The 25,390-nt window shown below is 69.2% G+C and carries 23 protein-coding genes and 2 pseudogenes; 4 read left to right on the forward strand and 21 right to left on the reverse strand.

Annotation, left to right across the window (positions count from 1 at the left end; all coding sequences use genetic code 11):
• From CM1CMNOD_RS02035 to CM1CMNOD_RS02115, 18 genes and pseudogenes are all read right to left on the reverse strand, one after another.
• The coding region (locus CM1CMNOD_RS02035) for an FAD-dependent monooxygenase (protein ID WP_131773810.1) at positions 1–1,071 on the reverse strand (1,071 nt) is incomplete at its 3' end.
• A gap of 22 nt (positions 1,072–1,093) precedes the next feature.
• Complete coding sequence (locus CM1CMNOD_RS02040; protein WP_050803294.1) at positions 1,094–1,504, reverse strand: glycosyltransferase; 411 nt, start codon at positions 1,502–1,504, stop codon at positions 1,094–1,096.
• 99 nt (positions 1,505–1,603) lie between these two features.
• Positions 1,604–1,813 (reverse strand): annotated as a pseudogene (locus CM1CMNOD_RS24265) (hypothetical protein); the annotation flags it as partial.
• 79 nt (positions 1,814–1,892) lie between these two features.
• Positions 1,893–2,258, reverse strand: a pseudogene (locus CM1CMNOD_RS24270) (hypothetical protein); the annotation flags it as partial.
• A 72-nt stretch (positions 2,259–2,330) separates the two neighbouring features.
• Complete coding sequence (locus tag CM1CMNOD_RS02050; protein ID WP_013872021.1) at positions 2,331–3,170, reverse strand: ester cyclase; 840 nt, start codon at positions 3,168–3,170, stop codon at positions 2,331–2,333.
• Positions 3,167–4,441, reverse strand: a complete 1,275-nt coding sequence (locus CM1CMNOD_RS02055) for a beta-ketoacyl synthase N-terminal-like domain-containing protein (protein ID WP_013872022.1) — start codon at positions 4,439–4,441, stop codon at positions 3,167–3,169. The genes CM1CMNOD_RS02050 and CM1CMNOD_RS02055 overlap by 4 nt, the downstream gene beginning before the upstream one ends.
• Positions 4,438–5,730 carry a beta-ketoacyl-[acyl-carrier-protein] synthase family protein gene (locus tag CM1CMNOD_RS02060; protein ID WP_013872023.1) on the reverse strand — a complete coding sequence of 431 codons (1,293 nt, stop codon included), beginning with the start codon at positions 5,728–5,730 and terminating at the stop codon, positions 4,438–4,440. The genes CM1CMNOD_RS02055 and CM1CMNOD_RS02060 overlap by 4 nt, the downstream gene beginning before the upstream one ends.
• Positions 5,731–5,802: 72 nt before the next feature.
• The gene (locus tag CM1CMNOD_RS02065; RefSeq protein WP_013872024.1) at positions 5,803–6,216 is read right to left on the reverse strand and encodes a cupin domain-containing protein; all 414 of its coding nucleotides are present in this window, start codon (positions 6,214–6,216) and stop codon (positions 5,803–5,805) included.
• Positions 6,217–6,339: 123 nt separating this feature from the next.
• A complete protein-coding gene (locus tag CM1CMNOD_RS02070) occupies positions 6,340–6,816 on the reverse strand; it encodes an SRPBCC family protein (RefSeq protein WP_013872025.1) in 477 nt (158 codons plus the stop codon).
• A gap of 52 nt (positions 6,817–6,868) precedes the next feature.
• Complete coding sequence (locus CM1CMNOD_RS02075; RefSeq protein ID WP_013872026.1) at positions 6,869–7,213, reverse strand: antibiotic biosynthesis monooxygenase family protein; 345 nt, start codon at positions 7,211–7,213, stop codon at positions 6,869–6,871.
• Positions 7,214–7,679: 466 nt separating this feature from the next.
• A complete protein-coding gene (locus CM1CMNOD_RS02080) occupies positions 7,680–7,934 on the reverse strand; it encodes a phosphopantetheine-binding protein (RefSeq protein ID WP_013872027.1) in 255 nt (84 codons plus the stop codon).
• Complete coding sequence (locus CM1CMNOD_RS02085; RefSeq protein WP_050803297.1) at positions 7,912–8,301, reverse strand: TcmI family type II polyketide cyclase; 390 nt, start codon at positions 8,299–8,301, stop codon at positions 7,912–7,914. The genes CM1CMNOD_RS02080 and CM1CMNOD_RS02085 overlap by 23 nt, the downstream gene beginning before the upstream one ends.
• Positions 8,302–8,677: 376 nt before the next feature.
• Entirely contained in the window at positions 8,678–9,823 is a 1,146-nt protein-coding gene (locus CM1CMNOD_RS22750) for a LuxR C-terminal-related transcriptional regulator (protein ID WP_013872029.1), read from the reverse strand.
• Between the two features lie 18 nt (positions 9,824–9,841).
• On the reverse strand, positions 9,842–10,486 hold the full coding sequence (locus CM1CMNOD_RS02095) for a GTP-binding protein (RefSeq protein ID WP_013872030.1): 645 nt from the start codon (positions 10,484–10,486) through the stop codon (positions 9,842–9,844).
• Positions 10,467–10,832 (reverse strand): DUF742 domain-containing protein, encoded by a 366-nt coding sequence (locus tag CM1CMNOD_RS02100; protein ID WP_013872031.1) that lies wholly within the window; start codon positions 10,830–10,832, stop codon positions 10,467–10,469. Before CM1CMNOD_RS02100 ends, CM1CMNOD_RS02095 begins: the two co-directional genes overlap by 20 nt.
• A gap of 219 nt (positions 10,833–11,051) precedes the next feature.
• Positions 11,052–11,471: a roadblock/LC7 domain-containing protein gene (locus CM1CMNOD_RS02105; RefSeq protein WP_013872032.1), complete on the reverse strand. Its 420-nt coding sequence runs from the start codon at positions 11,469–11,471 to the stop codon at positions 11,052–11,054.
• Entirely contained in the window at positions 11,471–14,302 is a 2,832-nt protein-coding gene (locus CM1CMNOD_RS02110) for a sensor histidine kinase (RefSeq protein WP_013872033.1), read from the reverse strand. The genes CM1CMNOD_RS02105 and CM1CMNOD_RS02110 overlap by 1 nt, the downstream gene beginning before the upstream one ends.
• A gap of 636 nt (positions 14,303–14,938) precedes the next feature.
• On the reverse strand, positions 14,939–17,362 hold the full coding sequence (locus CM1CMNOD_RS02115) for a serine/threonine-protein kinase (protein ID WP_013872034.1): 2,424 nt from the start codon (positions 17,360–17,362) through the stop codon (positions 14,939–14,941).
• A 384-nt stretch (positions 17,363–17,746) separates the two neighbouring features.
• On the opposite strand from CM1CMNOD_RS02115, the gene CM1CMNOD_RS02120 reads away from it, so the two are divergent.
• A complete protein-coding gene (locus tag CM1CMNOD_RS02120) occupies positions 17,747–18,229 on the forward strand; it encodes a hypothetical protein (protein ID WP_131773812.1) in 483 nt (160 codons plus the stop codon).
• Here the strand turns inward: CM1CMNOD_RS02120 and CM1CMNOD_RS02125 are convergent.
• The 3 genes from CM1CMNOD_RS02125 to CM1CMNOD_RS02135 all read right to left on the reverse strand — a co-directional run bounded on the left by CM1CMNOD_RS02125 (position 18,216) and on the right by CM1CMNOD_RS02135 (position 21,805).
• The gene (locus CM1CMNOD_RS02125; RefSeq protein ID WP_013872036.1) at positions 18,216–19,856 is read right to left on the reverse strand and encodes a DUF2142 domain-containing protein; all 1,641 of its coding nucleotides are present in this window, start codon (positions 19,854–19,856) and stop codon (positions 18,216–18,218) included. The genes CM1CMNOD_RS02120 and CM1CMNOD_RS02125 overlap by 14 nt on opposite strands.
• A gap of 147 nt (positions 19,857–20,003) precedes the next feature.
• Positions 20,004–20,846, reverse strand: a complete 843-nt coding sequence (locus CM1CMNOD_RS02130; protein ID WP_013872037.1) for an ABC transporter permease — start codon at positions 20,844–20,846, stop codon at positions 20,004–20,006.
• Positions 20,843–21,805, reverse strand: coding sequence for an ABC transporter ATP-binding protein (locus CM1CMNOD_RS02135; RefSeq protein WP_193353086.1), 963 nt, complete (start codon positions 21,803–21,805; stop codon positions 20,843–20,845). Before CM1CMNOD_RS02135 ends, CM1CMNOD_RS02130 begins: the two co-directional genes overlap by 4 nt.
• Positions 21,806–22,115: 310 nt before the next feature.
• Between CM1CMNOD_RS02135 and CM1CMNOD_RS02140 the strand changes: the two genes are divergently transcribed.
• From CM1CMNOD_RS02140 to CM1CMNOD_RS02150, 3 genes are all read left to right on the forward strand, one after another.
• A complete protein-coding gene (locus tag CM1CMNOD_RS02140) occupies positions 22,116–22,934 on the forward strand; it encodes a class I SAM-dependent methyltransferase (protein WP_131773813.1) in 819 nt (272 codons plus the stop codon).
• A gap of 401 nt (positions 22,935–23,335) precedes the next feature.
• On the forward strand, positions 23,336–24,448 hold the full coding sequence (locus CM1CMNOD_RS02145) for an HpcH/HpaI aldolase/citrate lyase family protein (protein ID WP_013872040.1): 1,113 nt from the start codon (positions 23,336–23,338) through the stop codon (positions 24,446–24,448).
• Positions 24,445–25,386 carry an HpcH/HpaI aldolase/citrate lyase family protein gene (locus tag CM1CMNOD_RS02150; protein WP_013872041.1) on the forward strand — a complete coding sequence of 314 codons (942 nt, stop codon included), beginning with the start codon at positions 24,445–24,447 and terminating at the stop codon, positions 25,384–25,386. The genes CM1CMNOD_RS02145 and CM1CMNOD_RS02150 overlap by 4 nt, the downstream gene beginning before the upstream one ends.
• Positions 25,387–25,390: the final 4 nt, after the last annotated feature.

Here is a 25,390-nt window from a genome sequence, read left to right on the forward strand (position 1 = left end):
GAACAGCAGCTTGGCCTGCCTGGCCTGCATCTGCGTGACCGTTTCCACGACTGGCCGCCGCTGTTGTTCGAACTGGCCGAGCGTGTCGCGGTCGAAGCTGCCGGCGGCCAGCGCCGAGACGAGGATCGGGTGCGCGAGTGCCGCGTCCTGGATCGCGAGGTTGATCCCCTGGCCGCCGATGGGTCCGTGCGTGTGCGCGGCGTCCCCGATGAGCAGCAGGCCGTCCCGGGCCCAGGTGTCGGCGAAACCGGCGAACACGTCCAGCACCGCAAGGTCACCGGGCGCGTTGACGTATTTGGTGATCAGGTCGGCGTACCGGGGGACGGACTGGCGGATCTGTTCCTTGATGTGTTCGATCCCGTGCTGGGCCAGCGACCGGTAGCTGCGCCGTGGGAGCGTCCAGCCCAGCTGGAGGCTGTCGGGGTAGGCGTCGTAGACGATGATCGGGTTGCCGTCGCCCTGGAAGACCGTCACCTCGGGGCCGTGCCGTTGCGGGGCGGGCAGTTTGAACCACACCATGTCGTAGTCGAAGGCGTCGATCTTGGTGAATGTGATGTCGGCCAGCCGCCGGGTCTTCGAGTGCCGCCCGTCCGCGGCTATCACGCACCGGGCGTCGATCCGCTGCTCGGTGTCGCCGTCCGGCAGGGTGACGCCGACGACGCGTTCGCCGTCCAGGAGCAGCCCGCTCGGTGACCGGCCGTCGAGATACACGAAGCGGTCGTACTGTTTGCAGGCGTCGAAGAGTTCTTCCAGCACGTTCGGCTGCGGGATGCTGAGGAAGTGGTTGTACGGCGGTTCGATCTGGTCGTACTCGGCCTGGAACAGGGGGCGTCCGCCGGAGACGATACGGAAGCGCGAGCACTCGTAGTGCCCCCGTTTGCGGGCGCCGTCGAGAACACCCAGCTGGTCCAGTATGAGCGCGCCTCCGGGTTGGAGGATCTCGCCGCGGTACTCGCGGTCGAACGACGTCGCCCGTTCGACGAGAACGACCCGGGCGCCGGATCGCACCAGTAACAGCGACAGGGTCAGCCCGGCCGGGCCGGCGCCGATGACGCAGAAATCTGTCTCCATGATGAAAGCTGCTCCCGTTTGGTCAGACCAGGGCGGCGGTGAGGTCGTGGATGACCGCGACGACGTCGGTGGGCGTCGGCTGGGCGGCGTTCTCGGCGGAGAGCGCCGCCGCCCTGTCCCGGTATGAGGGGGTGTCGAGCAGGTCGCGGCAGGCCGCGACGACCGACTCGGCCGTGACGCCTTCCCCCAGCAGCTGCCGGCCCGCGCCGGCGGCGCTGATGCGCGCGGCGTTGTCGAACTGGTCCGCGAACCGTGGCAGCGCGAGCTGCGGCAGGCCCGCCGTCACCGCGGTCAGCGCCGCCCCGGAGCGCCCGTGGTGGACGACAAGGTCACTGGTGGGTGCGACCAGGTGCAGCGGGAGCAGATCGGTGGGGGCGCCGGCCGGCAGCGGCAGCGTCCAGCCGGGGCTGATCGGGTCCTCCAGGCCGGCCACGACCTCGATGCCGAGGCCGTGCAGGACGGTGGCGACCTCCGCCAGCGTTTCCGCGAGGTCCCGGAAGGCGGCCCTGACCAGGCTGCTGCCGACGGCCAGGGTGACCCGGGGCCGCTCCGTCCGCCTGAGGATCCACTCCGGCAGCGTGGCGGCTCCGCTGTAGGGGACGTAGCGGATGTGCCGGTCGCGGGATCCGGGCGGGTCCGCCGGCCGCAGGCTCGGCGGGCACGGGTGCAGGCGCAGCGTGGGTTCGGGCAGGTCCGTCAGGCCCAGGCGGGCGAGTTCCGGCGTGAGCTCGTCGCGGGCGGGCGGGCGGCCGGGCCTCGGGCATTGTCGTCACACCCCAGCCGTGTTCGACCCAGGGTAGGCCGTGCGTCTCGGCGGCGAGCTGGCCCGCGTGCTCGGTCGGTTCGCTGATGATGACGTCCGGGCGCCAGCGCTCCACCAGTTCCAGCGTGTACGGCAGGGTGGCGGCGGTCAGGCGCCCCCAGGCCCGGCCGGTGCCCTCGTTGCGTTCCGCGGCGGTTGTCGCGGGCGGCACCGGCCGGCCGTCCCGGTCCCTGGTCATGATCGTGAGGAAGTCGACCGACGGCGCGGTCGCCCCCGCCGGCAGCGCGGCCTCGGTGATGGCGCCGGTGAAGTTCGCCGGCGCGGCGACCAGGACGTCGTCGCCGGCCGCCCGCAGCGCGTGCGCGAGCGGAACCAGCGGAAAGAGATGACCGTGGACCGGAGAAGTGGTGAAGAGCACTCGCACGAATTGCTCCTTACGGGTGTGACAGGTATGGGGACACGGCCCGCGATGGTCGTCCCGGGCCGGAATCCCGTTTCAGGCGGTGAACGCCGGGTCGCGGTCACCGGTATCCGGCTGGAGTGTGCGAGTACTTCCCGGCAGACTGACGCCGAGCCCGCCGGAATGCGTTCCCCCCGTGCCCACGCCGAGTTGGCGCAGCAGGCCGCGGTCGTCACGGATGGCGTCGTGCTCGACCACCGTGCTGTCCAATATGCGGAACCAGTGGATGTGCCGCCAGGTGACCCGCTGGCCGGTCGCCCGCACACCCATGATAACGTCTTGTGCTTCGCCCTCGACCACCAGTTTCGCCACGACGTTCTCGGTGTCCGCGACGATGTTCTCGACCGTCCAGGTCCCGGTCGGAAAGGCGCGCAGCACGACCGCCAGGGTCTGGGCCAGCCCGTCGCGCCCCGGGGGGCTGCCCGGCTGGAGCCGGTGGTTGACCATGTCCGGCGCGAAGGCCGACACGGCGGCGTCGACGTCCCCGCGCTCCAGCGACCGGAAATGCTCGATAATCGTTCTCCGGTTGGCCTCGACCTGCCTGTCGACGGCGGATTCCGCTCTTTCTGGAGAAATTTCCGAGTCTTCTTTCTCGACATGCAGGACGATTTCTGAGACTTCCATTCTCGCGCTTTCCCGAAGTTCGCGCAGGGGTGCGGTCAGGACGTCCTGTTCCGGGCTTCGCTCGAATTTCTGGAATGCTTCCGGGCTGTTCCAGTCGCTGGTGATCACAAATTCGCGGGGGCCGGTGCGCAGGAGGCTCTGGCGTAGGTTTCCCGGCGCTTGGCGGACCACCGAGGCGATCTTCTCCCAGGCGTCGACGAAGTCCTGCTCCCGGTCGGGACGGACGAGCATGCGCAGCGTCGCTCTGATCATCGGATTCCTCCGTCCGTGGTCGCGGGGTCGACGGCCCGCAGGATCAGCGAGCTGTTGAAGCCGCCGTAGCCGCGGGCGTTGACCATGGCGACTCGCACCGGGGCCTCGCGCGGCACCCGGACGAGGTCGAGGCGGTACTCCGGTGCCGGGTCGTCGAGATTGCCCACCGCCGGGATCACCCCGTCGCGGATGGACAGCACGGCGTTGACGGCGGCCAGCGCCGAGCCGCCCGCGCTCATCCGCCCGGTCAGCCCCTGGGGGGCGGTGACCGGGACGCGCTCGGCGTGCGCGCCGAACGCGGCATGGATCGCGCGTGCCTCGACCTCGTCGAGGTCACGGGAGCCCGCTCCGTCCGCGAAGATCACATCGACGTCGGCCGGGGTGAGCCGCGCGTCGGCGAGCGCCCGGCGCATGGCCTCGGCGTACCAGCGCGGATCCGGCGTCGGGTCGCGGTGGTGGTACGCGTCGTGGGTCGCCGCGTACCCGGCGATCTCGGCGTACACCCCTGGCGCGCCGCGGGCCGCCGCGGACGCCGGGTCCTCCACGACGAGCGTCGCGCCGCCCTCGGCGGGCACATGGCCGCCCGCGTCACGGTCGAACGGCTTGTAGCCGCCGCGTGGCTCACGGCTGGTGGACAGGCGTCCGCTCGTGGTCTGGCAGGTCAGCGCGTAGGGGGTGAGGCCGGCTTCGGCGCCGCCGGCGAGCACCACCGGCGTTCCGCGGCGGATGGTCCGCCGCGCCTGCGCCAGGCTGTCGAGACCGCCGGCGTCGTCGGAGACCACGACCCCGGACGGCCCCTTGATACCGTGCTGGATGGAGGTCTGGCCGGTGGTTGCCGCGTAGAACCAGGCGATGGACTGGTACACGCTCACGGCCTGGCGGCCCCGGCTCCACAGCCGCTGGATCTCCCGCTGGCCGAAGTCGTTACCACCGGATCCGGCCCCGAACACCACCGAGGTCGCGTACGGGTCGTACGCCGCCGGGTCATAGGCGGCGTCGGTCAGCGCGAACCCGGTCGCGGCCATGCCCAGCCACGTCCACCGGTCGGTCTGCAGGATGATCCGGCCGCCGATGTGGTCGGCGGGGTCGAAGCCGGTCACCTCACCGGCGAGCGTGGTGGCGTACCGGCTGGCGTCGAAGCTGGTGATCGGCCCCACCCGCAGCTCACCGCGCAGCGTGGAACGCCAGTGCTCCTCGGTCCCGATGCCGCTGGGGGTGACCGCCCCGATGCCGGTGATGACAGGACGCAGCCCGGCGCGGGCGGCGCTCACCGGTCACCTCGTCCGCGGTCGAGCACGATGGCCGACTGGAACCCACCGAAGCCGCTGCCGACCGACAGCGCCACGTCGACGTCGTGCTCGCGGGCGATGTTCGGCACGTAGTCCAGGTCGCACTCGGGGTCCCGGCTGGACCAGTTGGCCGTGGGCGGGACGACCCGGTTCTCGATCGCCAGGGCGCAGGCCGCGATCTCGATGGCGCCGATCGCCCCGAGGGAGTGGCCGACCATGGATTTGATCGAGCTCACCGGGACGTCGTAGGCGTGCTGCCCGAGCGACTTCTTGAACGCGGCCGTCTCGTGGCGGTCGTTCTGCTTGGTCCCGGAGCCGTGCGCGTTGACGTAGCCGACCCTGGTCGGGTCGGTACGGCCCTGCCGCAGGGCGTCCGAGATCGCTTCGGCCATGTCGAGCCCGTCGGCCTTCAGACCGGTCATGTGGAAGGCGTTCGAGCGGGCGGCATAGCCGGTGATCTCGCAGTACACGTGCGCGCCCCGGGCCCGGGCGTGCTCGAGCTCCTCCAGGATGAGCACGGCGGAGCCCTCACCCATGACAAACCCGTCCCGGCTGGCGTCGAACGGCCGGGAGGCGTGCTCGGGATCGTCGTTGCGGGCCGACGTCGCGCGGATCGCGTCGAAGCAGGCGATGGAGATCGGGGACAGCGGCGCGTCCGTCGCCCCCGCGATCACGATGTCGGCCTCGCCGTCGGCGATGAGCTGGTGGCCGTACCCGACCGCGTCGATCCCGGAGGTGCAGCCCGTCGAGACCACGTGCGCCGGGCCGTGGGCGGAGAAACGGCAGGCCACCTCGGTGGCCAGACAGCTTGGAACCAGAGCGTGATAAAGGAACGACGAGGCGTAGACAGGATCGACGAGCCAGTCGCGTCCGCTGTCGCTGGCGACGACGTACTCGTCCTCCAGACGGGTGGTCGCGCCGACCGCGCTGCCCATGCTGACGGCCACCACCGGGCCACCGGCGTCGGCACCGTCGGCGCTGTCGGCGCCGTCCCGGCCGAGATCCAGACCGCTGTCGGCCACGGCCTCGGTCGCGGCCGCGAGGGCGAACTGCACGAAGCGGTCGTTGCGGGCGATCTCCTGCGGGGTCAGGCCAGCAGCGTCCGGGTCGAAGTCGCATTCGGCGGCTATCTGCGAGCGGAACTGCGTCGGGTCGAAGAACGACAGACGCCTGGTCGCCGTCCGGCCCTCGGTCAGCAGATCCCAGAACTCCTTGCGGACAGTGCCTCCTGGCGCGACCACGCCGATGCCGGTTATGGCCGTCCTTCTCACTTCCGGCTCCTTCACGGGGTGTTTCTCACGGGTGTTCCATAGCGGGTGTTTCGGGGCTGGATCGGGGTTGGATCAGGGCTGGGGGAGCGGTTCGGTGTCGACGTGGCCGAGGTCCGGCCGCGGTGCCAGCGGGCTGAGATGAAAGACGAGGAAGGCGGTCTCGTCGCCGTCGTTGACGATCCGGTGGCGGGTGCCGATCGGGATGAGCAACCCGTGCTCGGCGGGGAGTGCGGTGTGCTCGCCATCGAGCCGCGCGACGACCTGCCCGGACACGCAGTACAGGAACTCCTCGGAGTACGGGTGCCAGTGTTCGCTGACGAACTCGCCGGGCCGCAGCGTCAGCGTGCCGAGGAAGCCTGACTTGGCGCCCACCGTCGCGGGGGACAGCAGTGTGCGGATGTCGCCGCCGCGGCGGCGGTTGGCCGGGACGTCATGGATGGAGAGCACCTGCGGCGTCACGGCCGGGTTGTTGGTCGTCAGGGTCATCGCTTCTCCTTGGGTGCGTCGCGGACCTCCCGGAGCCGCCTGATCGGCTTCCGGGACGGGATCCGATGGGCCCGGCGCTGCGCGCGTGATTCACAACAGATGCCGGGCCCTGATCGGAGCTGATCAGACCTGCTGAGGAAGGGCCTTCGCGTGTTGGGCGGCCCGCTCGACCTTCTCCCGGATGACGCCCATCTCCCGTCGGGTGTTGTTGTTGATGTTGTTGGTCATCCACTCGTCGTCGACCGGCGCGTCCGGGCGCATGTGGAAGTCCTGCACCCAGCGCATCCTGGTGCCGGCGCCTTCCGGTTCGTAGGTCCATTCGATGTTCATGAACTCGAAGGGGCCTGGTTCGACCCGGCGTGCCCGCACGCGGTGCTTCTCCGGATCCAGCGTCCGTTCCGAGACCCAGCTCCAGACCTTTCCGTTCGCGTCCGGGTGCATCGTCAGACGGAACCTGAAGGTCTGGTCGTGGTGCTCGAGAATCTCCACCGCGGCGTACTCGGTGAAAAGATTCGGCCAGTCCTCGAGATTGTTTGTGATCGTCCAGACCAGATCGATGTCGGCATCGATCCAGATCGAGTTCTCCGTGCGCCCGGCCATGGCTCTCCGTTTGGTTGACGATGTTCCGGTCGAGAAAGCTGTCGGCGCTGGTTCAGCCGGCCTGCTCGGCATACGTGCGCGCGTCGACTCCGGGCAGGTGCGCCACCACGGTCCCGGCGGCCGCGGAGAAGCTGGTGCGCAGCGCGTGCAGCCGCTTCCGGTGCTCCAGGTGCTCGGGATTGCGCTGGAACTCCTGGTACGCCTGCTCATTGGCCCACTCGCCGAATATGTAGTAGGTGCTGGGATCGTCCGTGGAACGGACCAGCCAGGCGCCGAGATTCCCCGGCTGCTTGGCTGCGTCCGGAGCGACCTGCAGCCAGGTTTCCTCGAACTCGCGTTCCCGGCCGGGTGTGATCTGTTGCGTAAGAACGATCCGGAAAGTGCTGGAAGCACTCATCGGGTATCTCCGTTCGGGTGTCTGCGGCCAGGTTCAGGGCCGGCGCGGGGCACGGCCCGTGGCGCCATTGCTGATATGTGTGAACCGGCTCGTCATCCGGGCGCACGTGCCAGCGGACGGCGAAGAACCACAGATGGTCGACTTCGCCCGTTCGACGGCTTCTGGATGCCCCTTCGCTGGACGCCCCGCCACACCGGATCCGGTCGCAGCCCGCCGGATCCGGCGGGAGCTCCGAACAGACAGGGCCCGCATGCGATCATGTCGTCCTCGGCCCTGGAGTGTCGGTCAGACGGTCGCCAGGTGTCCGGTCCCGGTCGGGGACGGACATCGTGTGCGCGGGCGGCTGTCGACACAACCGCGCGTTCCCCCTGGTTGCATGATTCTCGCTGTCCGGTCGTGAATTCCTGTTGGGTATGGAGTGAATTTCTGTCGGATACGAAACGGAGTCGCCGACCCGGCCAGCAGCCTATGCGACGTCCGCTCTGGCGGTGCTGTTGATGGCAATAAGAATTTCGGCAAGAGTGTAGTCCTCGGGCGGCTCCGCCGGCAGTTCGACGCCAAAGGTGTCGAGGACGACGGTCTGCAGGTGCAGGTAGGCCAGTGAGTCCACCCCGACCTCGGCGAACGTGACGCCAAGATGGTCGGGTCGCTCGTCGGCGACGAGCACCGTGCGTTCCACGAGGAAGTCGAGCAGTTGGTCAGCGGTCCACTGATCTGCCATGGTTCTCTCCTTCGTCGTGGTGATCCGGTTTCGGAGGGTGCCGATCCGCGACCCATGAATAAAAGTTCCGGGCGGTCGCGTCGCGTGGGCTGCGCCAGGTGTCCGGGTCGTACGCGGTGATGTGTCTGGCGAGTTTCGTGTTGATGTCGACGAACAACGGGTGCTCGCGTACGGCGGGCAGGGCGGGCGCCACGTCGTCGGTCGCCTCGATCAGGTGAAAGTAAAGTCCGTGAAAACTGAAGAGATCCCGCCGGACGACGCCCAGCAGATGCGGCAGCTCCCCGTCGTCCGATTCTCGGAAGATATCGGCGACGGCGGGTTCGTCGTCAGCACTGATGCGAGCCACAATGAGAGTACGGTGCGTCATCCGACGGCCCTGTTCCGGGCCGCCGGAAGCCAACCGGAGAATATTGACACGCGTGCCCCCTGACAGCTTGAAGAAAGGACGGGCAAACATGCCGCATCGTCGGCGTCGACGATGCGGAAGCTGCCCGCGCAAGTCAGTGATCCGACGCCGTCGTCGGTGGTTCCGGTGTGAGGGCCAGCTCGGTGGCCATCGCCCAGCCTCGTCCGCGCGAGTGCCGCAAGGCGTCACTTCGCGAAAGCTGGGGCCTGGCTGCCGCTCCGGCCCGTCTCCCTACGGAAGCATGAGGTATTGGGCCTGTCGTGTCTCGCAGTTGGCATAGAAAGAACGTGTAGTGGCAACTTGGTGCCACTGGTATGGCATCACCGATGCGAAAGTGCTATAGCCAGTCTTTTTTCGCCGCGAGGATGCCGGCCTGGAAGCGGCTACGGGCGTCCATCCGTCGCATGAGATCGGCGATCATACGCCGGACTGTTCGTACCGACACGCCGAGGTGTCGGGCGGCCGCCTCGTCCTTGGCGCCGAGACTCAGTAGTCGCAGCAGGAGACGTTCGGAGTCGTTTGGAGAAGTATTGTCAATACGTTGTTTTTTGGTGCTCGGGAGGCCGCTGGCCTGACCGATCAGGTTGGCCTGGCCAGTCAGGCCACGAACGGTGGAGGAGTCGCTGCTGTCACCCAGCGCGCCCTGGCCGAAGGCGATGTGGTCGAGGCCTGCGCGCCGGAGTTCGGCTTGGTCGAGCTCACCGGTCCGTTCCAGGGGCCGCGCGGCTTTCCAGAGCTGATCGAACAGCATCGTGACCAGACCCGTCAGCGCCGGCTCCTGGAGCAGCAGCGCACAGCCACGCTCGTCGTCCGGGTCGGACGCCAGCAGGAGCAGGGCGGTCTCACGGTCGGCGATGGCCACGTCCGCCAGCGGGGCGTCGGCCATCCGCAGTTCCAGGCCCTGCGCGTTGACGAGGTCGCATCCGGCCGGGGCGTCGTCCCCCTGAGCCGGGCGTGGCCGGATGGCGCGTATGGCGACCCCGCGGCGGAGGGCCTGCAACGCGGCCTGGGAGCACTCCGCCGTCATGATCGATGGCTGCCAGAGTCGGGTGTGCAGAACCAGCAGTTCCCGTTTGGCCTGGGCTACGAGATCGAGCAGCTGGTCCGTGACCGCTGCCACGCCCTTCAGCCGCACGATGTCGGCAGCCGGCTCCGGTGGCCGGCCCTGCATGTAGTCGGCGACCAGCGTGCTCACCTGCATACGAGCGCGGATGAGTTCCTCCTGTCGGCGGATGAGCTGATCGTGTTGCTGTCGGAACAACTGTTCGAGAGGAACCTCGGGGTGCACGGCGACCAGCCGGTCGGGGTTCTCGCGGGAGGGCACCAGCAGCGAGAGTTCGACGAGCCTGTCGCAGGCCTGCCGGATGGTGGTCGTGGAACACCCAAGGGCGATGCCTACCTCCTCGGCGCTCATGTCCTTCCGGCGTAGCCACAACCGGTAGGCAGCGAGAGCGATGTCATCGATACCGAGAAGGTCGAGCATCGTCATCTCCCCGGTCGACTAGTCCACGCGGGTGTTGGCCCTGGGCAGGCCCCGTTGCGCCTCTTCGCTCGTGACCACGTCGAGGGAGTGACGGACCAGCGCCACCAGGGCCTGTCTGACGGATTCCCGCCGGCGCGCGTCACAGAAGATGATGGGCCGGCGGGGGTCGACGTCGAGCGCGTTGCGGACCTCGTCGAGCCGATATTCCCTGGCGCCTTCGAAGCGGTTGACCGCCACCAGGAACGGAATATCCCGCTCCTCGAAATAGTCGACCGCCGGGAACGAGTCGGCGAGCCGGCGGGTGTCGACCAGGACGATGGCGCCGATAGCGCCGAGAACCAGTTCGTCCCACATGAACCAGAAACGGTCCTGGCCAGGCGTGCCGAACAGGTAGAGAATCACGCTGTCGAGCAGTGTGATCCGGCCGAAGTCCATGGCGACCGTCGTCGTGGTTTTGGCACTGACCTGGGAGGTGTCGTCGATACCGAGGCTCGCCGAGGTCAGTGCGGCTTCGGTCGTGAGCGGGGGAATCTCGCTGATCGTCCCGACGAACGTCGTCTTTCCGGCGCCGAAGCCACCGGCGATTATGATTTTGACCGGGCTGGGCGCCGGGCTGGCTATCTGTCTGCCGACCGTGTGCGGTCTAGAGGGTCTGTAGTCCATCGAGCACCTTTTCCATCAGCGCCACGTCGGGACGCTCGCTCGGTCGGGCTGGGCGGGTGACGCGTACGAGACCGGCGTCGATCATGTCGCCGACGAGAACACGTGCCACGCCGACCGGCAGGTTGAGCTGCGCGGATATTTCCGCGATCGACTGGATGCTCTGGCAGAGCAGCACGATGTTCCGTTGTTCTGGATCAAGAGTTCGGACCATCGCGCGCCCGTGCTCCGTCGTCAACACCAGAGCCACCAGCTCCAGCGCGTGATTGGCCGCCGGTCGCGTCCGGCCGCCGGTGACAGCATAGGGACGGACGACCGGACCTGCGTCGTCGTACCACTCCTCGTCCACCGGTCCTCCTGATCAGGGCTTGACAGTAATCGCTGAAATTCGTCCTGCTGGAACTCGTCCCGTGAAAATCGTTCGGTCAAGAATCCGCCGACATCGGGCGGCGGTGGTCGGCGGCACTGTGCTGGAAACTCGGTCCGACGACGACCGTTCGGGCCGAGTTCCGGCGGAAACTCTCGCGGGACAAACCGGAACCCGGGCCGCCAGGGTTCCGGCTCGCTGTCAGCGGGGGAGCGCGGCCTGCATCTCGGCACGCAGCTCGGGAGTGAGGAACTCGCCGACACGGATGACCAGCAGCGCCATTTCGTAGGCGATCAGACCGATGTCGGCGCCGGGCGTGCTGAGGATGGCCAGACACGACCCGTCACCGACCGCCGTGACGAAGAGAAATCCCTGCTCCATCTCGACGATCGTCTGGCGGACGTTGCCACCGCCGAAGAAACGGCCGGCACCGCGAGCCAGGCTGTTGAAGCCCGAGGCGACCGCGGCCAGCTGGTCGGCTGTCGTCCGGTTCATTCCGTTCGAGGTGGCGAGCAGGAGTCCGTCCGCCGACAACACGACGGCATAGGTAACCTCCGGGACTTTCCGCGTGAGGTTGTTCAACAGCCAGCTCATGTTCTCGACCGGGCCGATGTGGCGCATTACATCACCCTTTTCGCGTCGTCGTCGCCGTTCGGGTTCGGTCCCTCCTGTAGACCTCGGCCGAAGTTGGACTGGAAGGAGGACATCATGGATCGGATCTCGTCCGGTGACCGCGTTCCGGTGAGGAGCGACGGTGCGACGGGAGCGTTGGTGGGTGTTCCCTTCAGTTCAGGCGCGAGGCTGGCCCGCCGCTGCCGTTTGGGCAGCCCCGTCTCATCGGGCTGCCCGGGCGGGGCGGCCGGCGCGGCCGACGCCTGGGGGAACCCGGAGCCAGTACCTGAGAACGGCTCTGTCGCGGGGCCGCTCCTCCTGCGGTTGGGCAGGCCGCGCTGCCGCTGCGCATCCAGTGGGTCAGCCCACGGGTCCGCTGGTTGCGGCCAGCCGGAGGGCCCGCTGGGCGCGTCGTCCCAGCGGGCGGACAGAGGTGGCGGTGGGGCGGGGCTGTCCGACGGTGGCTCGGTCCAGGAGTTGGGCTCGAGCGCCAGGTTGTTGGAGCGCAACCGCTCCCGCGGATGTTCGTTCCCGGTGCTGTCGTCAGCGCCGGTGCCGGTGTCCCCATCGCCGAGTTGGTCGGATTCGGAAACGAACCAGCTTGAACGGATTGTGGGGAAGACCGGCAGATCGTCCATGAACGGCCTGTCCTCACCGCCACCGCCGGAGCCGGAGGTGGCGGACGGCATCGGCGACGCACTCACCGACAGCAGTTCGCTGGTGTCGAGGGAGTCGGAGAGGGGGAGCCGGTCATCCAACGGGTCCGAATCGTCCATGGGGATCGGGTCCCGCAGCGAGAGCGGCCTGCTGATGGCGAGCGAATCGGTGAGCGCGGTCGGGTCACCGAAGTCGATGGAGTCCTCCAGGTGCGCGTCCAGGGGCACGTCCAACGGTGCGTCCAGGGCCGGCGTCCTGGTCCGCTCGGGCCTGGACGTGGTCGGCTCCTCCTGCGGGGCGTCGTCGATCTCGCGCAGCAGGTTGGTCGGGACCAGGACGATGGCCAGGGTGCCGCCGTACGGTGACGGCCGCAGCCGGACCTGGATGCCGTGCCGCTGGGCGAGGCGACTGACAACGAACAGGCCCAGCCGCTCGCTGGTACGGAGGTCGAACGGAGGCGGGTTGCTCAGCCGCCCGTTGATCTCCGCGTATTCCTCGTCGGTCATGCCCAGGCCGCGGTCCTCGACCTCGAGCACGGATCCGTTGGAGACCTGGTGCCCGGACACGTGCACGGGGGTGTGCGGCGGGGAGAAGGAGGTGGCGTTCTCGATCAGTTCCGCGAGCATGTGGATCACGTCGCCGACGGCGTGCCCGCCGATGGCGGAACCGGCGATCGGCAGCACCTTCACCCGGGTGTAGTCCTCGACCTCGGCGACCGCGCCACGCACGACATCCTTGATCGCAACTGGTCGCCGCCAGCCACGAGCGGGCTTCGACCCGGACAGCACGATGAGGTCCTCGGCGTGACGGCGCATCCGGGTCGCCAGGTGGTCGAGCCGGAACAGTTCGGCCAGCTCGTCCGGGTCGGTCTCCTTGCGCTCCAGCGCGTCGATGACCTTCAGCTGGCGATGGATGAGCGCCTGGCTGCGGCGGGCGAGGTTGAGGAAGGTGTCGCCGATGCTCTTGCGCATCGCAGCCTGCTCGACAGCGGTACGCACGGCGACCTGGTGGACGGTGCCGAACGCCTCGCCCACCTGCCCGATCTCGTCCTTCGTCCCGATCCGGACGGGGAAGACCTCGGTTTCGACCTGGACCTGCTCGCCGCGGTGCAGCCGTTCCACAACGCTGGGCAGGCTGTCGTTGGCCACTTCGAGGGCAGCCCCCCGCAGCCGCCGAAGCTGGCGGATCATGGGGCTTGCGACGAGCAGCGAGATACCCACCGACACGGCCAGGACCAGCACGACGAGGAGGCTGCTCAGCCAGGCGTTGCGAGTCGCGTGCGAGGCGATCGCGTTGCTCTCCTTCGTCAGGTCGGCCGCGATCTGGTTTTCCACCAGGCGTATCCGGGAGATCTTGTCCGCCATGGACTCCAGGGCACGCTGGCTGTCGATGGTGATCGGTTGGTTCATCTGGGCCGCGAACACGATGGCGTCGCGCATCTGGGAGATGTTGTCCGCGACTGGGTCGACCGTTTTGTCGTAGAAGTCCTGTTCCTCCGGAGAGGAGGTGGTGCGGAACTGCGCGATCCAGGCATCCTCGGCACCGGCGTTCGCCTGCGCCTGTTTGACGACCGCGACGTTGGTCTGGTGGAAGAGGATCACCGAGATGCTGCCGCGTTGCTGGGCGGCGGCCTCTCTCGCCCGTGACACGCTGGTGAGGGCGCCGACGTAGTTGATCAGTTTGGCGTTGTCGGTGCCGACTCCCACCTGGGCGATGAGATCGAGCAGGTCGTTGATGCTTTTGTTGTAGAACTCCGTGTTCTTCACGCGGTCGGTCTGCCGCTGGTCGATCGCCTGCCGATGGTCGGGAACCTGGTCGAGCTGGCGCCGAATGGTGTCCATGACCTGCTGTAGGTCTTCGGTCACGCTCTTGGGGAGCCTGGTCGCCTCCCGCTGGTAGATCGTGACGGCGGTGTCGGTCGGGCCGCGCCTGGCCTGCATCTCCTCGACGCCCTCACGGAATTGGCTGCCCACGACCGCGGAAGAGGCATAGCGTTCCTGCTGGAGTGCGTCAATAAGATCGTTGACTTTGGTTGAGAAGGCTGCGAGGTCCCGCACCCGGTTGCTTGTGTCGACGCTCTCAAGGTCGGCGCGCACCTGGAGGGCGCTAAAAACGGCCAACGCCACCAGCGGGAGGATGAGAATGGCTACCAACTTGGAGCGGATTGGCCAGTTCTGGAGCATCCGATCCTCTCCTTCGACGCAGTGTCCTGACGCCTTGTCGGGGCGAGCGTTCTGGTTCGGCGTTCCGTGTGCCGGCTTACACCTCGATCCACGGCGAAGACCGTGGCCGCGGCTCTTTCCCCCTGGGCGGGACAACTGTACCCGGGCTATTAAGTCCTCTCTGAACAGGGGTATAGGGGGGCGGGGAACGGGCTCGAATCGGATCAATAGGCGATCATCGGTTGGCCGTCCGGTCATGCTCGGGCAGCCCGCCGGTCGGCTCCGGGATAGGCGCGGATGATATTCGCGACGGATTGCGCGGCCCGATGATCGACGTTCGTTGTTGTGACTGGCGAGCTGTGAAAAGGTTAGTCGTGGACAGGTGGGTGTTTACGGATTGTGGGTCGGTAGACGGCCGAGTTGAAAGACAGCGGACATCGAGTCGCGCCGGGAATGGTCCGGAATCTGTCCCCGAACTGTCCCGGTCGGCCGCGGTCGGCGGGCCGGGGGCGAGAAAGTGCAACAGCCAGGTGTCGTTCGGACCACTACCTGGTGCCAGTCACCGGGAAATCAGCGCCACGGCTACCGGTGAGCGGTGGGGTCGGCGTTGATAGTGTCGGGACAGGCACTACCGGTCAGGTGCCCGCCATGCGTCGATCATTCCGACGGGGTGGGGCGGGCCCCGGCCCGGGCGGTCACGTGGGCGCCGTTGGGCACCGCACGCACCTCGCCGGCCGTCCGGACGAGGGGAAACACGGCGAAGTAATAGGTGGCCCCATCCTGCGGGTCCCGCAGGTGCCAGCCACCTCTGATCTCCAGGCTGCTGTTGGTGATCTTCGCGCGCCGGGCGGCCGGATCGTCCGGCCCGGTGGGGGTGGTGTCGTGCCGCCACAGCACGCGGGCTTCGGTGATGCCCGGCGGCATCTGGAACGTCAGGGTGATCGTGTTGCCCTGGTCCACGGCCCGCAGCGCCCGGATGTGCGGCCCCGGCCGGTGCCGGATGGAACGGCCGACGACCGCCCTGTCCTCGGCGATGCTGACCGGTGTGTACACCGTCGGGCCGGCTGTCGGGTCGGCCGCCGGGTCGGCTGTCCGGTCGGGCGCCGCGGTGTCGACCAGCCGCCCACGCCGGCTGGAGCCGACCAGGCGTTCCCGTCCCCGCAGGGACGCGGTGGACAGCTCGTGATCAACAGGGCCGAACGGTTCCGGCTCCGCCGCCGGTCGCGGGCCGTGCTCGTGGCCCGCCGGGTCACCTCCGGGGGCCTCCGGCGCGGACACCCCTGTCTCGGCGCCCGCTACCGCCACCGGATCCGGCGGTGCCTCGGTGGCATAGATCCGGACCAGCGCGCCGGGTACCGTCGTCCACCGCAGGACCGTCGTCCCGCCGCTGTCGTTCACCTCGAGGTCCAGAACGGGCCGGGGCCGCCTGACCACGGTCACGACCACCTCCACCCCGCTGGTGTGGGCCAGCGCGCCAAAGGGATCCGGATAGGACACCCGCACCCGGTACCGGTAGGTCGCCCCGGTCTGCACGCCGCGGTCGACATGCTGTCCGCCGGTGGCGCGGAAGCGGCGGGCGGCCCCCCGGAACGGCGACGACTCGTCGAAGGTCCGCTCGATCAGCACGTCGTCGTAGCCCGCGTCGAGCCGCCAGGACAGTGCCACACCGTCGCCGTCCATGTGGGCGCGCAGGCTGGTGACCTCCGGGACGATCACCAGCGGTGGGGTACGGACCGGTTTCGACCGTCTGCCGCCAGCTGTCGACATCACCTCGTGCCAGACCGTCACCCCCCGGGGCACGCCCGCGTCGGACAGCTCGGTCGAACCGGTCGTGCCCAGGCTGCGCTCGAAGCGCCCGCCCGGCGCGCTCGGGTCGGCGACCACCCGCAGGACACGGAAGGCGACCGGCCCCGCCGAGCGCGGCGGGGTCCATCGCAGGAGCACCGCGCCGTTGTCCTCCCTGGCGGTGAGGTTGGACGGCGGTGCGAGCGCGCCGGACTCGCTGGTCCCGCCGGGGCCGCTGGCATCAGCGATGTGGCCGTCGTCGACGCCGGCAGTACCGCCACCACCACCGGTGCCGCCGGTGCCCTCGTCGACGACGGTGCTGCCCCCGTCGACAACGGTGCTGCCGCTGTCGGGGATGGTGCCGAAGGAATAGCGGGTACCGATGTCGTCACGGCGGACGATCCGCGAGTGTCCGCCAGCTTGCGTCTGCGTCCCGGCCCGTGCCGAGGTGGCTGGCGCGCTGCCCGGCCGTGCCGTGGCGATGTCCGCCAGCAGCTGGCGCGCCTGCCGCGCGGTCATGCGCGCACGTGGGTCCTTCTCGAGCAGACCGATGAGGACGTCGACCAGCGGGCCGGCCAGCCTGGTCGGCGTCGGCGGTTGGAACAGGATCGCCGCCACCATCGCCGCGAAGGTCTCCCGGTAGAACGGCGGCCTGCCCTCCACCGCGAAGTAGAGGGTCGCGCCGAGGCCGAACAGGTCGGCCTCCGGGGTGGCGGGGTCACCGTTGAGCCGTTCCGGTGACATGTACGAGGGCGTGCCGAGCACCCCGGTGACGGTGAGGGCGGAGTCGCTGTCCCGGGTGGCGATACCGAAGTCCGTCAGCACCACCCGGCCGTCCGTGCCGATCAGCACGTTCGAGGGTTTCACGTCCCGGTGCAGGATGCCGAAGGCATGGGCGGCCTCCAGCGCGTCGCTGATCGCGACCCCGACGCGGGCCACCTCGGCGACCGGTAACGGGCCATGGCCGCGGACCAGTTGGAGCAGCGACTGGGACGGCACGAGCTCCATCACGATCCATGGCAGGCCGTTCTCGACGACGACGTCGAGGATGGTCACCACGTGCTGGTGGCCGCGCAGCCTCGCGGCGTGCCGGGCCTCCCGCAGCGCCCGCTCGACCCGGTCGGCGCGTTCGGACGGGTCGAGACCGTCCTCGAGGTCGATTTCCTTGAGCGCGGCGTCGGTCAGCAGCACCTCGTCGAAGGCGCGCCAGACCGTGCCCATTCCGCCGGCACCAAGCCGTTCGATGAGCCGGTACCGGCCGGCCACAAGGCGGTTCACCTCTGGAGCGGCAGCCACGTCGCCCCCTCCGTGATGTTTTCGTACCGCGTTCTCCCAGTGCAGCATGCCACTTGGGCCGGGGGCCGGTGCCCGTGGCGTCGTCGGGCCGTCAGGTGTTCCGAGGCCGCCGGTCGGAAAGCCGGGCTGGAAAGCCCGGCCGGTGGGCCCGACAGGTGTCCCCGGGTGGCGGCGCGGCGGTGGGGTGGTGCTTTAGTGGTCGGCAAACCGGCGCCGGCGGCCCAACCGCCATGGCCGCCGCTGTGGCCGCCGCTGTTGTTACCACACAATGGTGACTATTTGTCATTGCTACTGCCCGTACTGTGACTGTTCATGCTGTAACTGGAGGTATCGATGGGCCGGGCCGGAATGCTGCCGCGACGTCGGACAGCGGCGGCCGGTGCCGTGGGTCTGGCACTCCTGCTCGGCGGGTGCGGCGGGTCTGCCTCCGATGACGTGGCCGTCACCGTCCCGGAGGCGTCGGTGACCGGTGCCGGTGCCGGTGCTGGTGCGCTGCCGATCGACCTGCCGACCGACCTCGTGCTGCCGAGCCAGACGGCGGCGTCCGCGCAGCCCACCCCTGTCGTGACGACCGGTGTCGGGGCGCTGCGGGGGACGCTCGTTCCCAAGCACTTCCCGTTCCCGAAGGATGCGACTCCCCGGCTCGTCAGCGCCGAGGCGCAGGCGACGACGGTCGCGCTGAGTGGTGTGGCCGCCGACGACGCCATCCGGTACTACCGGCAGTCGATGCCTTCCGCCGGCTACACGTTCCAGCAACAGAACATCGCCGACGGGCAGACGACGCTCACCTATACCGGCTACGGCCAGCGGGTCCAGGTGAACGCCGGCGGCTCCCAGGAGGTCACGCTCGTCTTCACCGGCGGGTAGGGCGCGTGTGCCACGTCCGCAGCGGTATGTAGTCCCGCTGGAAGGAATCAGGGTCGGGGCTGGAGCCGGGCCCGACGGCGGGAGCGGCCGCGGCCACGGCGTCCCGATGGGCAGCCCGGGCCGTCGCAAAGGCAGCGATCATGGGTACGCAGGCGAGGACCGTCCACGGCGCCCACCCGCCAGGCGGCGACCATGCCGGGTGCCGCAGGAAGAACCACAGCGGCCCGTCCGGGCCGACCGCGTACCGGTGGCTGTTGGTCAGCCATGCGGCGAACTGACCGGCCCCGCTCACCGCGATGACGCCAGCGGCGGCCACGGCGGCGCGGGCGGACAGGCGCGCGGGCAACCGGTCGGCCAACACCTCCACGGACAGCAACGGCAGCATCACCAGCGCCGGCAGGATGTACCGGCCCTGCATGCCGAACCCGTTCTGGATGAACACCGCCGCGGCGAGCAGCTCGTACAGGACGACGACCACCAGCAGGCCCCCGGCCAGCAGCGCGCGGTCCCGCCACCGGCCGACCACGAACGCCGCGAGGAACAGCCCACCGGCCAGCAGAGTCCACAGCCCGTACAGGGCCGTCGGCAGCGGGACGGACTGCCAGCCGAAGACCCCGATCGTCTGACGCATCGACTCGGCGGCGGTTTCGGTGGCGATCACCAGCCCGTGGCCCAACCTGCCCCACAGGACGGGGGTACGCAGCGACAGCGCCTGCGTCCAGAGCACCGACCCGGCAAGCCCCAGCATGACGATCGCCGCCGCGGCGGCCGCGGGCCGGCCGCCCCCGCGGAGGCGATGCCACGCTGTGCGTGGGGAGAGACGGCCGACCCCGAGGGCGGCCGCGAGCACGATCCACAGCGGCGCCATGGGACGGCTGAGCGCCGTCACGCCCATGACGACGCCCGCGACCCACCAGACCCGGGCCGGCGGCTGTTCCTCCCGGGACAGCCGCAGCGCCGCCGCGGCACAGGCCAGCGCGCCGGTGAGCTCGGTACCGCTGGCGCCGACCTGGGAGCCAAGAAAGATCACCATTGGGGTGACCGCGACCGCGGTCCCGGCCAGCACCAAGGGGCGCCGGCCAGGCCGCCCCTGGTCCCCCAGTAGGAGCCAGGTGGCGGCGGCCAGCAGTGCCGCCGAGATGAGCGCCGAACCGAACCGGGCGAACACGTAGCCGGAGCGGACCGACCAGGCCGCCCGCGTGAGCACACCCTCGGAGATGTACACCAGCGGCGGATACGCGCCCACGATGCTTTCGGCCCGACCGGGCGGGACCGCGAGGGGCTGACGCAGGCAGGCCGCGGACACCGTTGCCTGCAGAGCGGCGCAGGGCGGGTTGGTTGTGATCCGTAGCTCCGGCGGCAGTTCGAAGCCGCGGTAGGCGTTGCGGACCTGGCGTAGTGAATCCTCGCTGAACACTCCGAAGGAGCGCAGCCTGGCGAGCGGGACGGGCTCGCCCAGTACCTGCCCGTGCCCGGCAGCCACCGCTTTCGCGTAGTGGCTTGGCTCGTCCGGCGCGGTTCCCAGCGGGTTTGTCAGTGTCCACAGGAAGATCCAGCCGGTCAGCGCGGCGAGCAGGAGAGCGGGCGCGCCGAGTTTCCATGGCCAAGACCACAGTGGTCTTTTCATAGGACGCGCACATTACCAGGGGCACGCTCCGTGAACGGCACGCGAATTTCTCCCTCGCCCGACCCCGGGAATGCTCATAGCGTGGAGTATCCGCCTGGTTTCTTTATGTGAATATCGATAGTGCTGTCGATGCTGTCCAGCGCGCGCCTAGTCGATGAGCCGGCGGCGCATGGAGCGGACCGCGAGCAGCCACATGATCCCCGCGAACACCCCCAGCGCCCCCAGATGCCCCAGGTCGGTGAGCGGAGCGAACCCGAATGCCGCGTCACGCACCAGCTCCACGCAGTGGTAGAGCGGGTTGGCCCAGCTGAGAGCCCGCGCCCAGCCCGGCAACTCACTCACCGGGAAGAACGTGCCCGCGACGAGGAACAGCGGGGTCAGCACCCCTGAGATGATGTAGCTGAAGCTGTCGATGGACGGCACCAGCGCGGACGTCCATATCCCGAACAGGCCGAAGCCGAGCCCGGTGAGGAACCCGACGAACGGGATCACGAGCATTCCGGGCGTCGGATCCAGGCCGAACGCGATCGCCACGAGCAACGGCGCGCATCCGTAGACCCCGGCCTTGGCGGCGATCCACAGCGCCTCCCCGAGGACGATCTCGGGTACGTCGACGGGAGCGGCCAGGACGGCTCCGTAGAGCTTCTGGTAGGTCCGCCGGACGAACGTCTGGAACATGCTGGCGAAGGCTGAGGCGAACAGCACCGCGCTCGCCACCACGCCGGTGCCGAGGAACTCCACGTACCGATAGCCGGCCACCACGGACACCAACGAGCCGAACCCCCAGCCGAAGGCCAGCAGGTAGATCGTCGGCTCCACCACGGCGGAGAAGCTGGTGGACGGCCAGTAGCGCCGGAACAGGGTGATGTCGTGCGTGATCACTCCGGCCAGGGCAGCAGGTTCGACCCACCGCAGCCGGCGCGTCTCGCCCGTCCCGCCCGTTGTGTTTGCCCCGGCTGTGTTTGCCCCGGCATCGTCCGTGGTGCTCATTCGACCCTTTCCCCGGTGAGAGCGACGAACACGTCCTCCAGCGTCGCCGCGCGTCGGACCCCGATCCCGAGCCGGTCGTCCAGTTCGGCAGGCATGTTCTCGGCGCGCAGCACGGACACGGACGGCCCGGTCCGGCGGGTGGTGAAGCCCGCCGCCTCCGCCCGCGCCGCGATCTCGGCCAGCTTCGGCGGCGGGCCGTAGTACTCCGCCGCGGTCCTCCCGGCGTGCGCGTCGATGAGACGGGCGGGCGTATCCCGTGCGATCACCCGGCCGCGCGACATGATGGCGACGTCCTGGGCGAGCCGCTCCGCCTCCTCGATGTAGTGGGTCGACATCAGCACGGTCACGCCGTCCGCGCCGAGCCCGGCGATCAGGCTCCACAGCTCCTGGCGGACCTGTGGGTCGAGCCCGACGGTTGGCTCGTCGAGCAGGACGAGCCGGGGGCGGTGCACGAGCGCCCTGGCGATCAGCAGCCGTCGTCGCATGCCACCGGAGAGTTTCTCGGTCACCGTGTCGGCCCGGTCGTTCAGCCGCGCCAGCGCGAGGGCCTGCTCGACCGCGGCCCGGCGCCGGCGGGCGGGTACCCGGTACAGCCGGGCGAACACGGCGAGGTTCTGCCGGGCGGTCAGCTCCGTATCGAGGTTGTCCTCCTGCGGTACCACTCCCATTGCGGCTCTGGCCTGCTTCGACGCGCGCGGCACGTCGTACCCGAGGACGTTGATCCGGCCGGTGTCGGCGATCGACTGAGCGGTCAGCATCCGCATCGTGGTGGACTTGCCCGCGCCGTTGGGCCCGAGCAGGCCTAGGCACACGCCGACGGGGACGTCGAGGTCGAGGCCGTCGACCGCGGCCACCTCCCCGTACCTTTTCACCACATTTCTCATCGAGATCGCGGATTCGCCCGGCTGATCCCCGGGCCCGGTGGTCGTGGCCAGGGTCTCCGTACGAGGCAGGGGCATACCGTGGACCATAGGTCGGACGCGCTCGGTTCTCATCTGATTTTTCGTCGGCGGATGCCGGGCGGCCGGCCGGAATTCCGCTCCGGGGCGCCGCGCGTGTTTTCTGGACGCCGCACCCAGGTGGCGACCGTATGCCGTAGTCGTCGCCGTCGGGCGCCGTGTGGCCACACCCGTGGCACCCGGCGCCGGATGCCCGGCGGAACATGCCGCAGCCGGGCTCGAAAGGACCCCGTGGAGCAGGCTCTCACCGCTGGTTCCTGCGCTACATTGATGGCCGCCGTCATCCGCTCGTCGGTACCGGGAGGTCAATGTGCTCAGGCACACCAACAAGTTCGACGCATCACTCTCCGAGATATCGGAATCGCTGCTCGCGCCATTGTCGGAGCAGCCACGGAACTGGTTGCTCGGGCGGGCTCTCGACGAGCTCGTATCCGACCTGACGGCGCTGGACGCGGCAGCCGAGAACATGGTTTCCGGCGCCCCCCGGCCGGATATCGTGGAACCGATCGACGCCGCGGCTCCCACGATTGTCAACGGTTCGCTGCTCGTCTCCGGCCAGCAGGTCATGCAGACCTGGGAGAAGCCGCTGATGAAGGCCATGGCCGATCAGGTCTCCGGCCCCGGCCGTTCGGTCCTGGAGATCGGTTTCGGCCTGGGTATCTCCGCTGGCTACATCCAGGAGTACCGGCCCGCGCGCCACACGATCGTGGAGGCGAATCCGCAGGTGTTCGAGACGGCCGTGGAGTGGAGCCGTGCGCCCGGCCACGAGAACACGGAGATCGTGTTCGGCAGATGGCAGGACACCATCGACTCCCTCGGACGGTTCGACGGTATCTTCTTCGACACCTACCCGTTGGACGAGAATGAGTTCGCGTCCCATTTCCTGGGCGGCTCGACCTATGCCGAGCACTTCTTCCCGACGGCTGCCGAACATCTTACCGAGGGCGGTTCTTTCACTTATTACTCGAACGAGATCGACTCCCTTTCCCGGCGCCATCAGCGGTCCCTCCTGCGCTATTTCCGGACCATCCGCATGCAGGTCGTGGACGGGCTGCGGCCACCGCCGGACTGCAGCTACTGGTGGGCCCCGTCCATGGTGGTCGTCACCGCCTCGGAGTCGCGTTACTGAGCATTCCGGAGCCGCGCTGGGTATCCGGGTCGCCGGCATCCGGAGTCACTGGCCGCCTGGAGTTACCAGGCATCCGGGGCCGGGCCGGGCCGGGGCCGCCGGGCATCCGCGGCAGCTGGGAACGCGAAGCCGCGCCCCGGGTGGCCGTGTCGCCAGGGGCGGCCATGCGGTCGTCAGGAACGGCCCGTGGCCGCGTCCCGCAAGCTGCCCCGCAAGCCGGTGTGCGGTGTGCGGTGTGCGGTGTGTCGGCTGCGTCCCATGCCTGCCATGACCGGTGGCTCATCGCGGGTGTCACGGACAAGATGCTTGTGGGGGCCGCTGCCGGGATACTGACCAAGCTGCCCGCGTGACCGGGCCGGCTACGCCAACGGGAGACAAGCAGCCGACGGGAGACAAGCCAGATGCCTCGTAACCCGAGGGACTTCTTCGCCCCGCTCGCGGTGGGAGCGCCGGCGCCCCTGCGAGAGCTCCCACGAGCCCCCTCCCGCGTGATCCACTTCTTCGACCCGAGCAACACGAAGATGGCCTCGAAGGTCCCGGACATCCTGCCCCGCATCGACGTGATCCTGGGCAACCTCGAGGACGGCGTCCGGGCCGACAGCAAGATCGAAGCCCGTGAGGGGCTGGTGAAGCTCGCCACAGCGACGGAGTTCGGCGACACCCAGCTGTGGACGCGGGTGAACAGTCTCGACTCGCCATGGGGCCTCGACGACCTGCTGACCCTCGTCCCGGCCATCGGCCACAAGCTGGACGTCATCATGGTGCCCAAGGTCGAGGGGCCGGAGGACATCCACTATGTCGACCGGCTGCTCGCCCAGCTTGAGGCGAAGGCGGGGCTGACCCGCCCGCTGCTCGTCCACGCGATCCTGGAGACCGCGCGCGGTGTCGCCAACGTCGAGGAGATCGGCGCGGCGAGCCCCCGCATGCAGGGTCTGTCGCTCGGGCCCGCGGACCTGGCCGCCGACCGGCGGATGAAGACGACCCGGGTCGGCGGCGGCCACCCCGGATATCTCGTCCGGGCCGACCCGTCCCCGACCGACCCGGACGCGCCGCGCCCGAGCTACCAGCAGGATCTGTGGCACTACACCCTCGCCCGGATGGTGGACGCCTGCGTGGCGAACGGCATCCTGCCGTACTACGGGCCGTTCGGCGACATCAAGGATGTCGTGGCCTGCGAGGACCAGTTCCGTAACGCCTTCCTGCTCGGCTGCGTCGGCGCGTGGAGCCTGCATCCGGTGCAGATCGACATCGCGAAGCGGGTCTTCAGCCCGGAACCGGCCGAGGTCACCTGGGCCCGGCGGGTCATCGAGACGATGGGGGACGGAACCGGAGCGGTGATGGTCGACGGAAAGATGCAGGACGACGCCTCGGTCAAGCAGTGCAGAGTGGTCCTGGACCTGGCCCGGACCCTTGCCGTGCGCGATCCACGGCTGGCCGAGGCGTACGGTTTCACCGACGCCGCCCCGGCCGACGCAGCTCCAGCCGACGCCGCCGAGCAGGTGGCGGCCCGATGAGCGGCGTGAACGGTGACCTGACGACCCGCTCGGCCGACTCGGCCGCCTACCGCCCGCGCCGGTCGGTCCTGTACATGCCCGCCGCGAACGAGCGGGCGCTGGAGAAGGCCAGAAGCATCCCCGCGGACGCGCTCATCCTCGACCTTGAGGACGCCGTCGCCCCGGACGCCAAGGACGCCGCCCGGGAGCGGGCCGGCGCGAAGGTCGCGGACGGGGTCTATGGCAGCCGCGAGGTGACCATCCGGGTCAACGCGCTGGACACCCGCTGGCACGCCGACGACCTGCGCGCGGCGGCCCAGGCCGGCCCGGACGCGGTGGTCGTGCCGAAGGTCGGTTCCGCGCGGGACGTGCACGCGGTCGAGAAGGGTCTGGAGGCAGCCGGCGCGCCGGATCACACCCGGATCTGGGCGATGGTCGAAACCCCGGTCGCGATGCTGCACATCGAGGAGATCGCGCGTTCCTCGCAGCGCCTCGCCGTCTTCGTCATGGGCACGAACGACCTGGCCAACGAGCTGCACGCCGAGCACGTGCCGGGCCGGGCGCCGCTGCTGACCGGGCTCGGGCTGTGCCTGCTCGCCGCCAGGGCCGCCGGTATCGCCATCCTGGACGGGGTGTTCAACAACATCCGTGATCTTGACGGCTTCGAGGCGGAGTGCGTTCAGGGCCGGCAGCTGGGCTTCGACGGCAAGACGCTGATCCATCCTGGCCAGGTCGAGCCCTGCAACCGGGTGTTCGCGCCCACCGAGGCCCAGGTCGAGGAGTCCAGGAACATCCTCGCGGCCTGGGAGGAGGCGCTGGCCTCCGGCCGCGGCGTCGCCACGGTGAACGGCCGGATGATCGAGAACCTGCACGTCCGCAACGCGCAGCGCATCCTCGCCGTCAGCGAAGCGATCACCACCCTGGAACGCGAAACCTCCTCCCCAGCACCCCCCGGATAACCAC

The sequence above is a fragment of the Protofrankia symbiont of Coriaria myrtifolia genome (genome assembly GCF_900634755.1).
Taxonomy (GTDB): Bacteria; Actinomycetota; Actinomycetes; order Frankiales; family Frankiaceae; genus Protofrankia; species Protofrankia coriariae.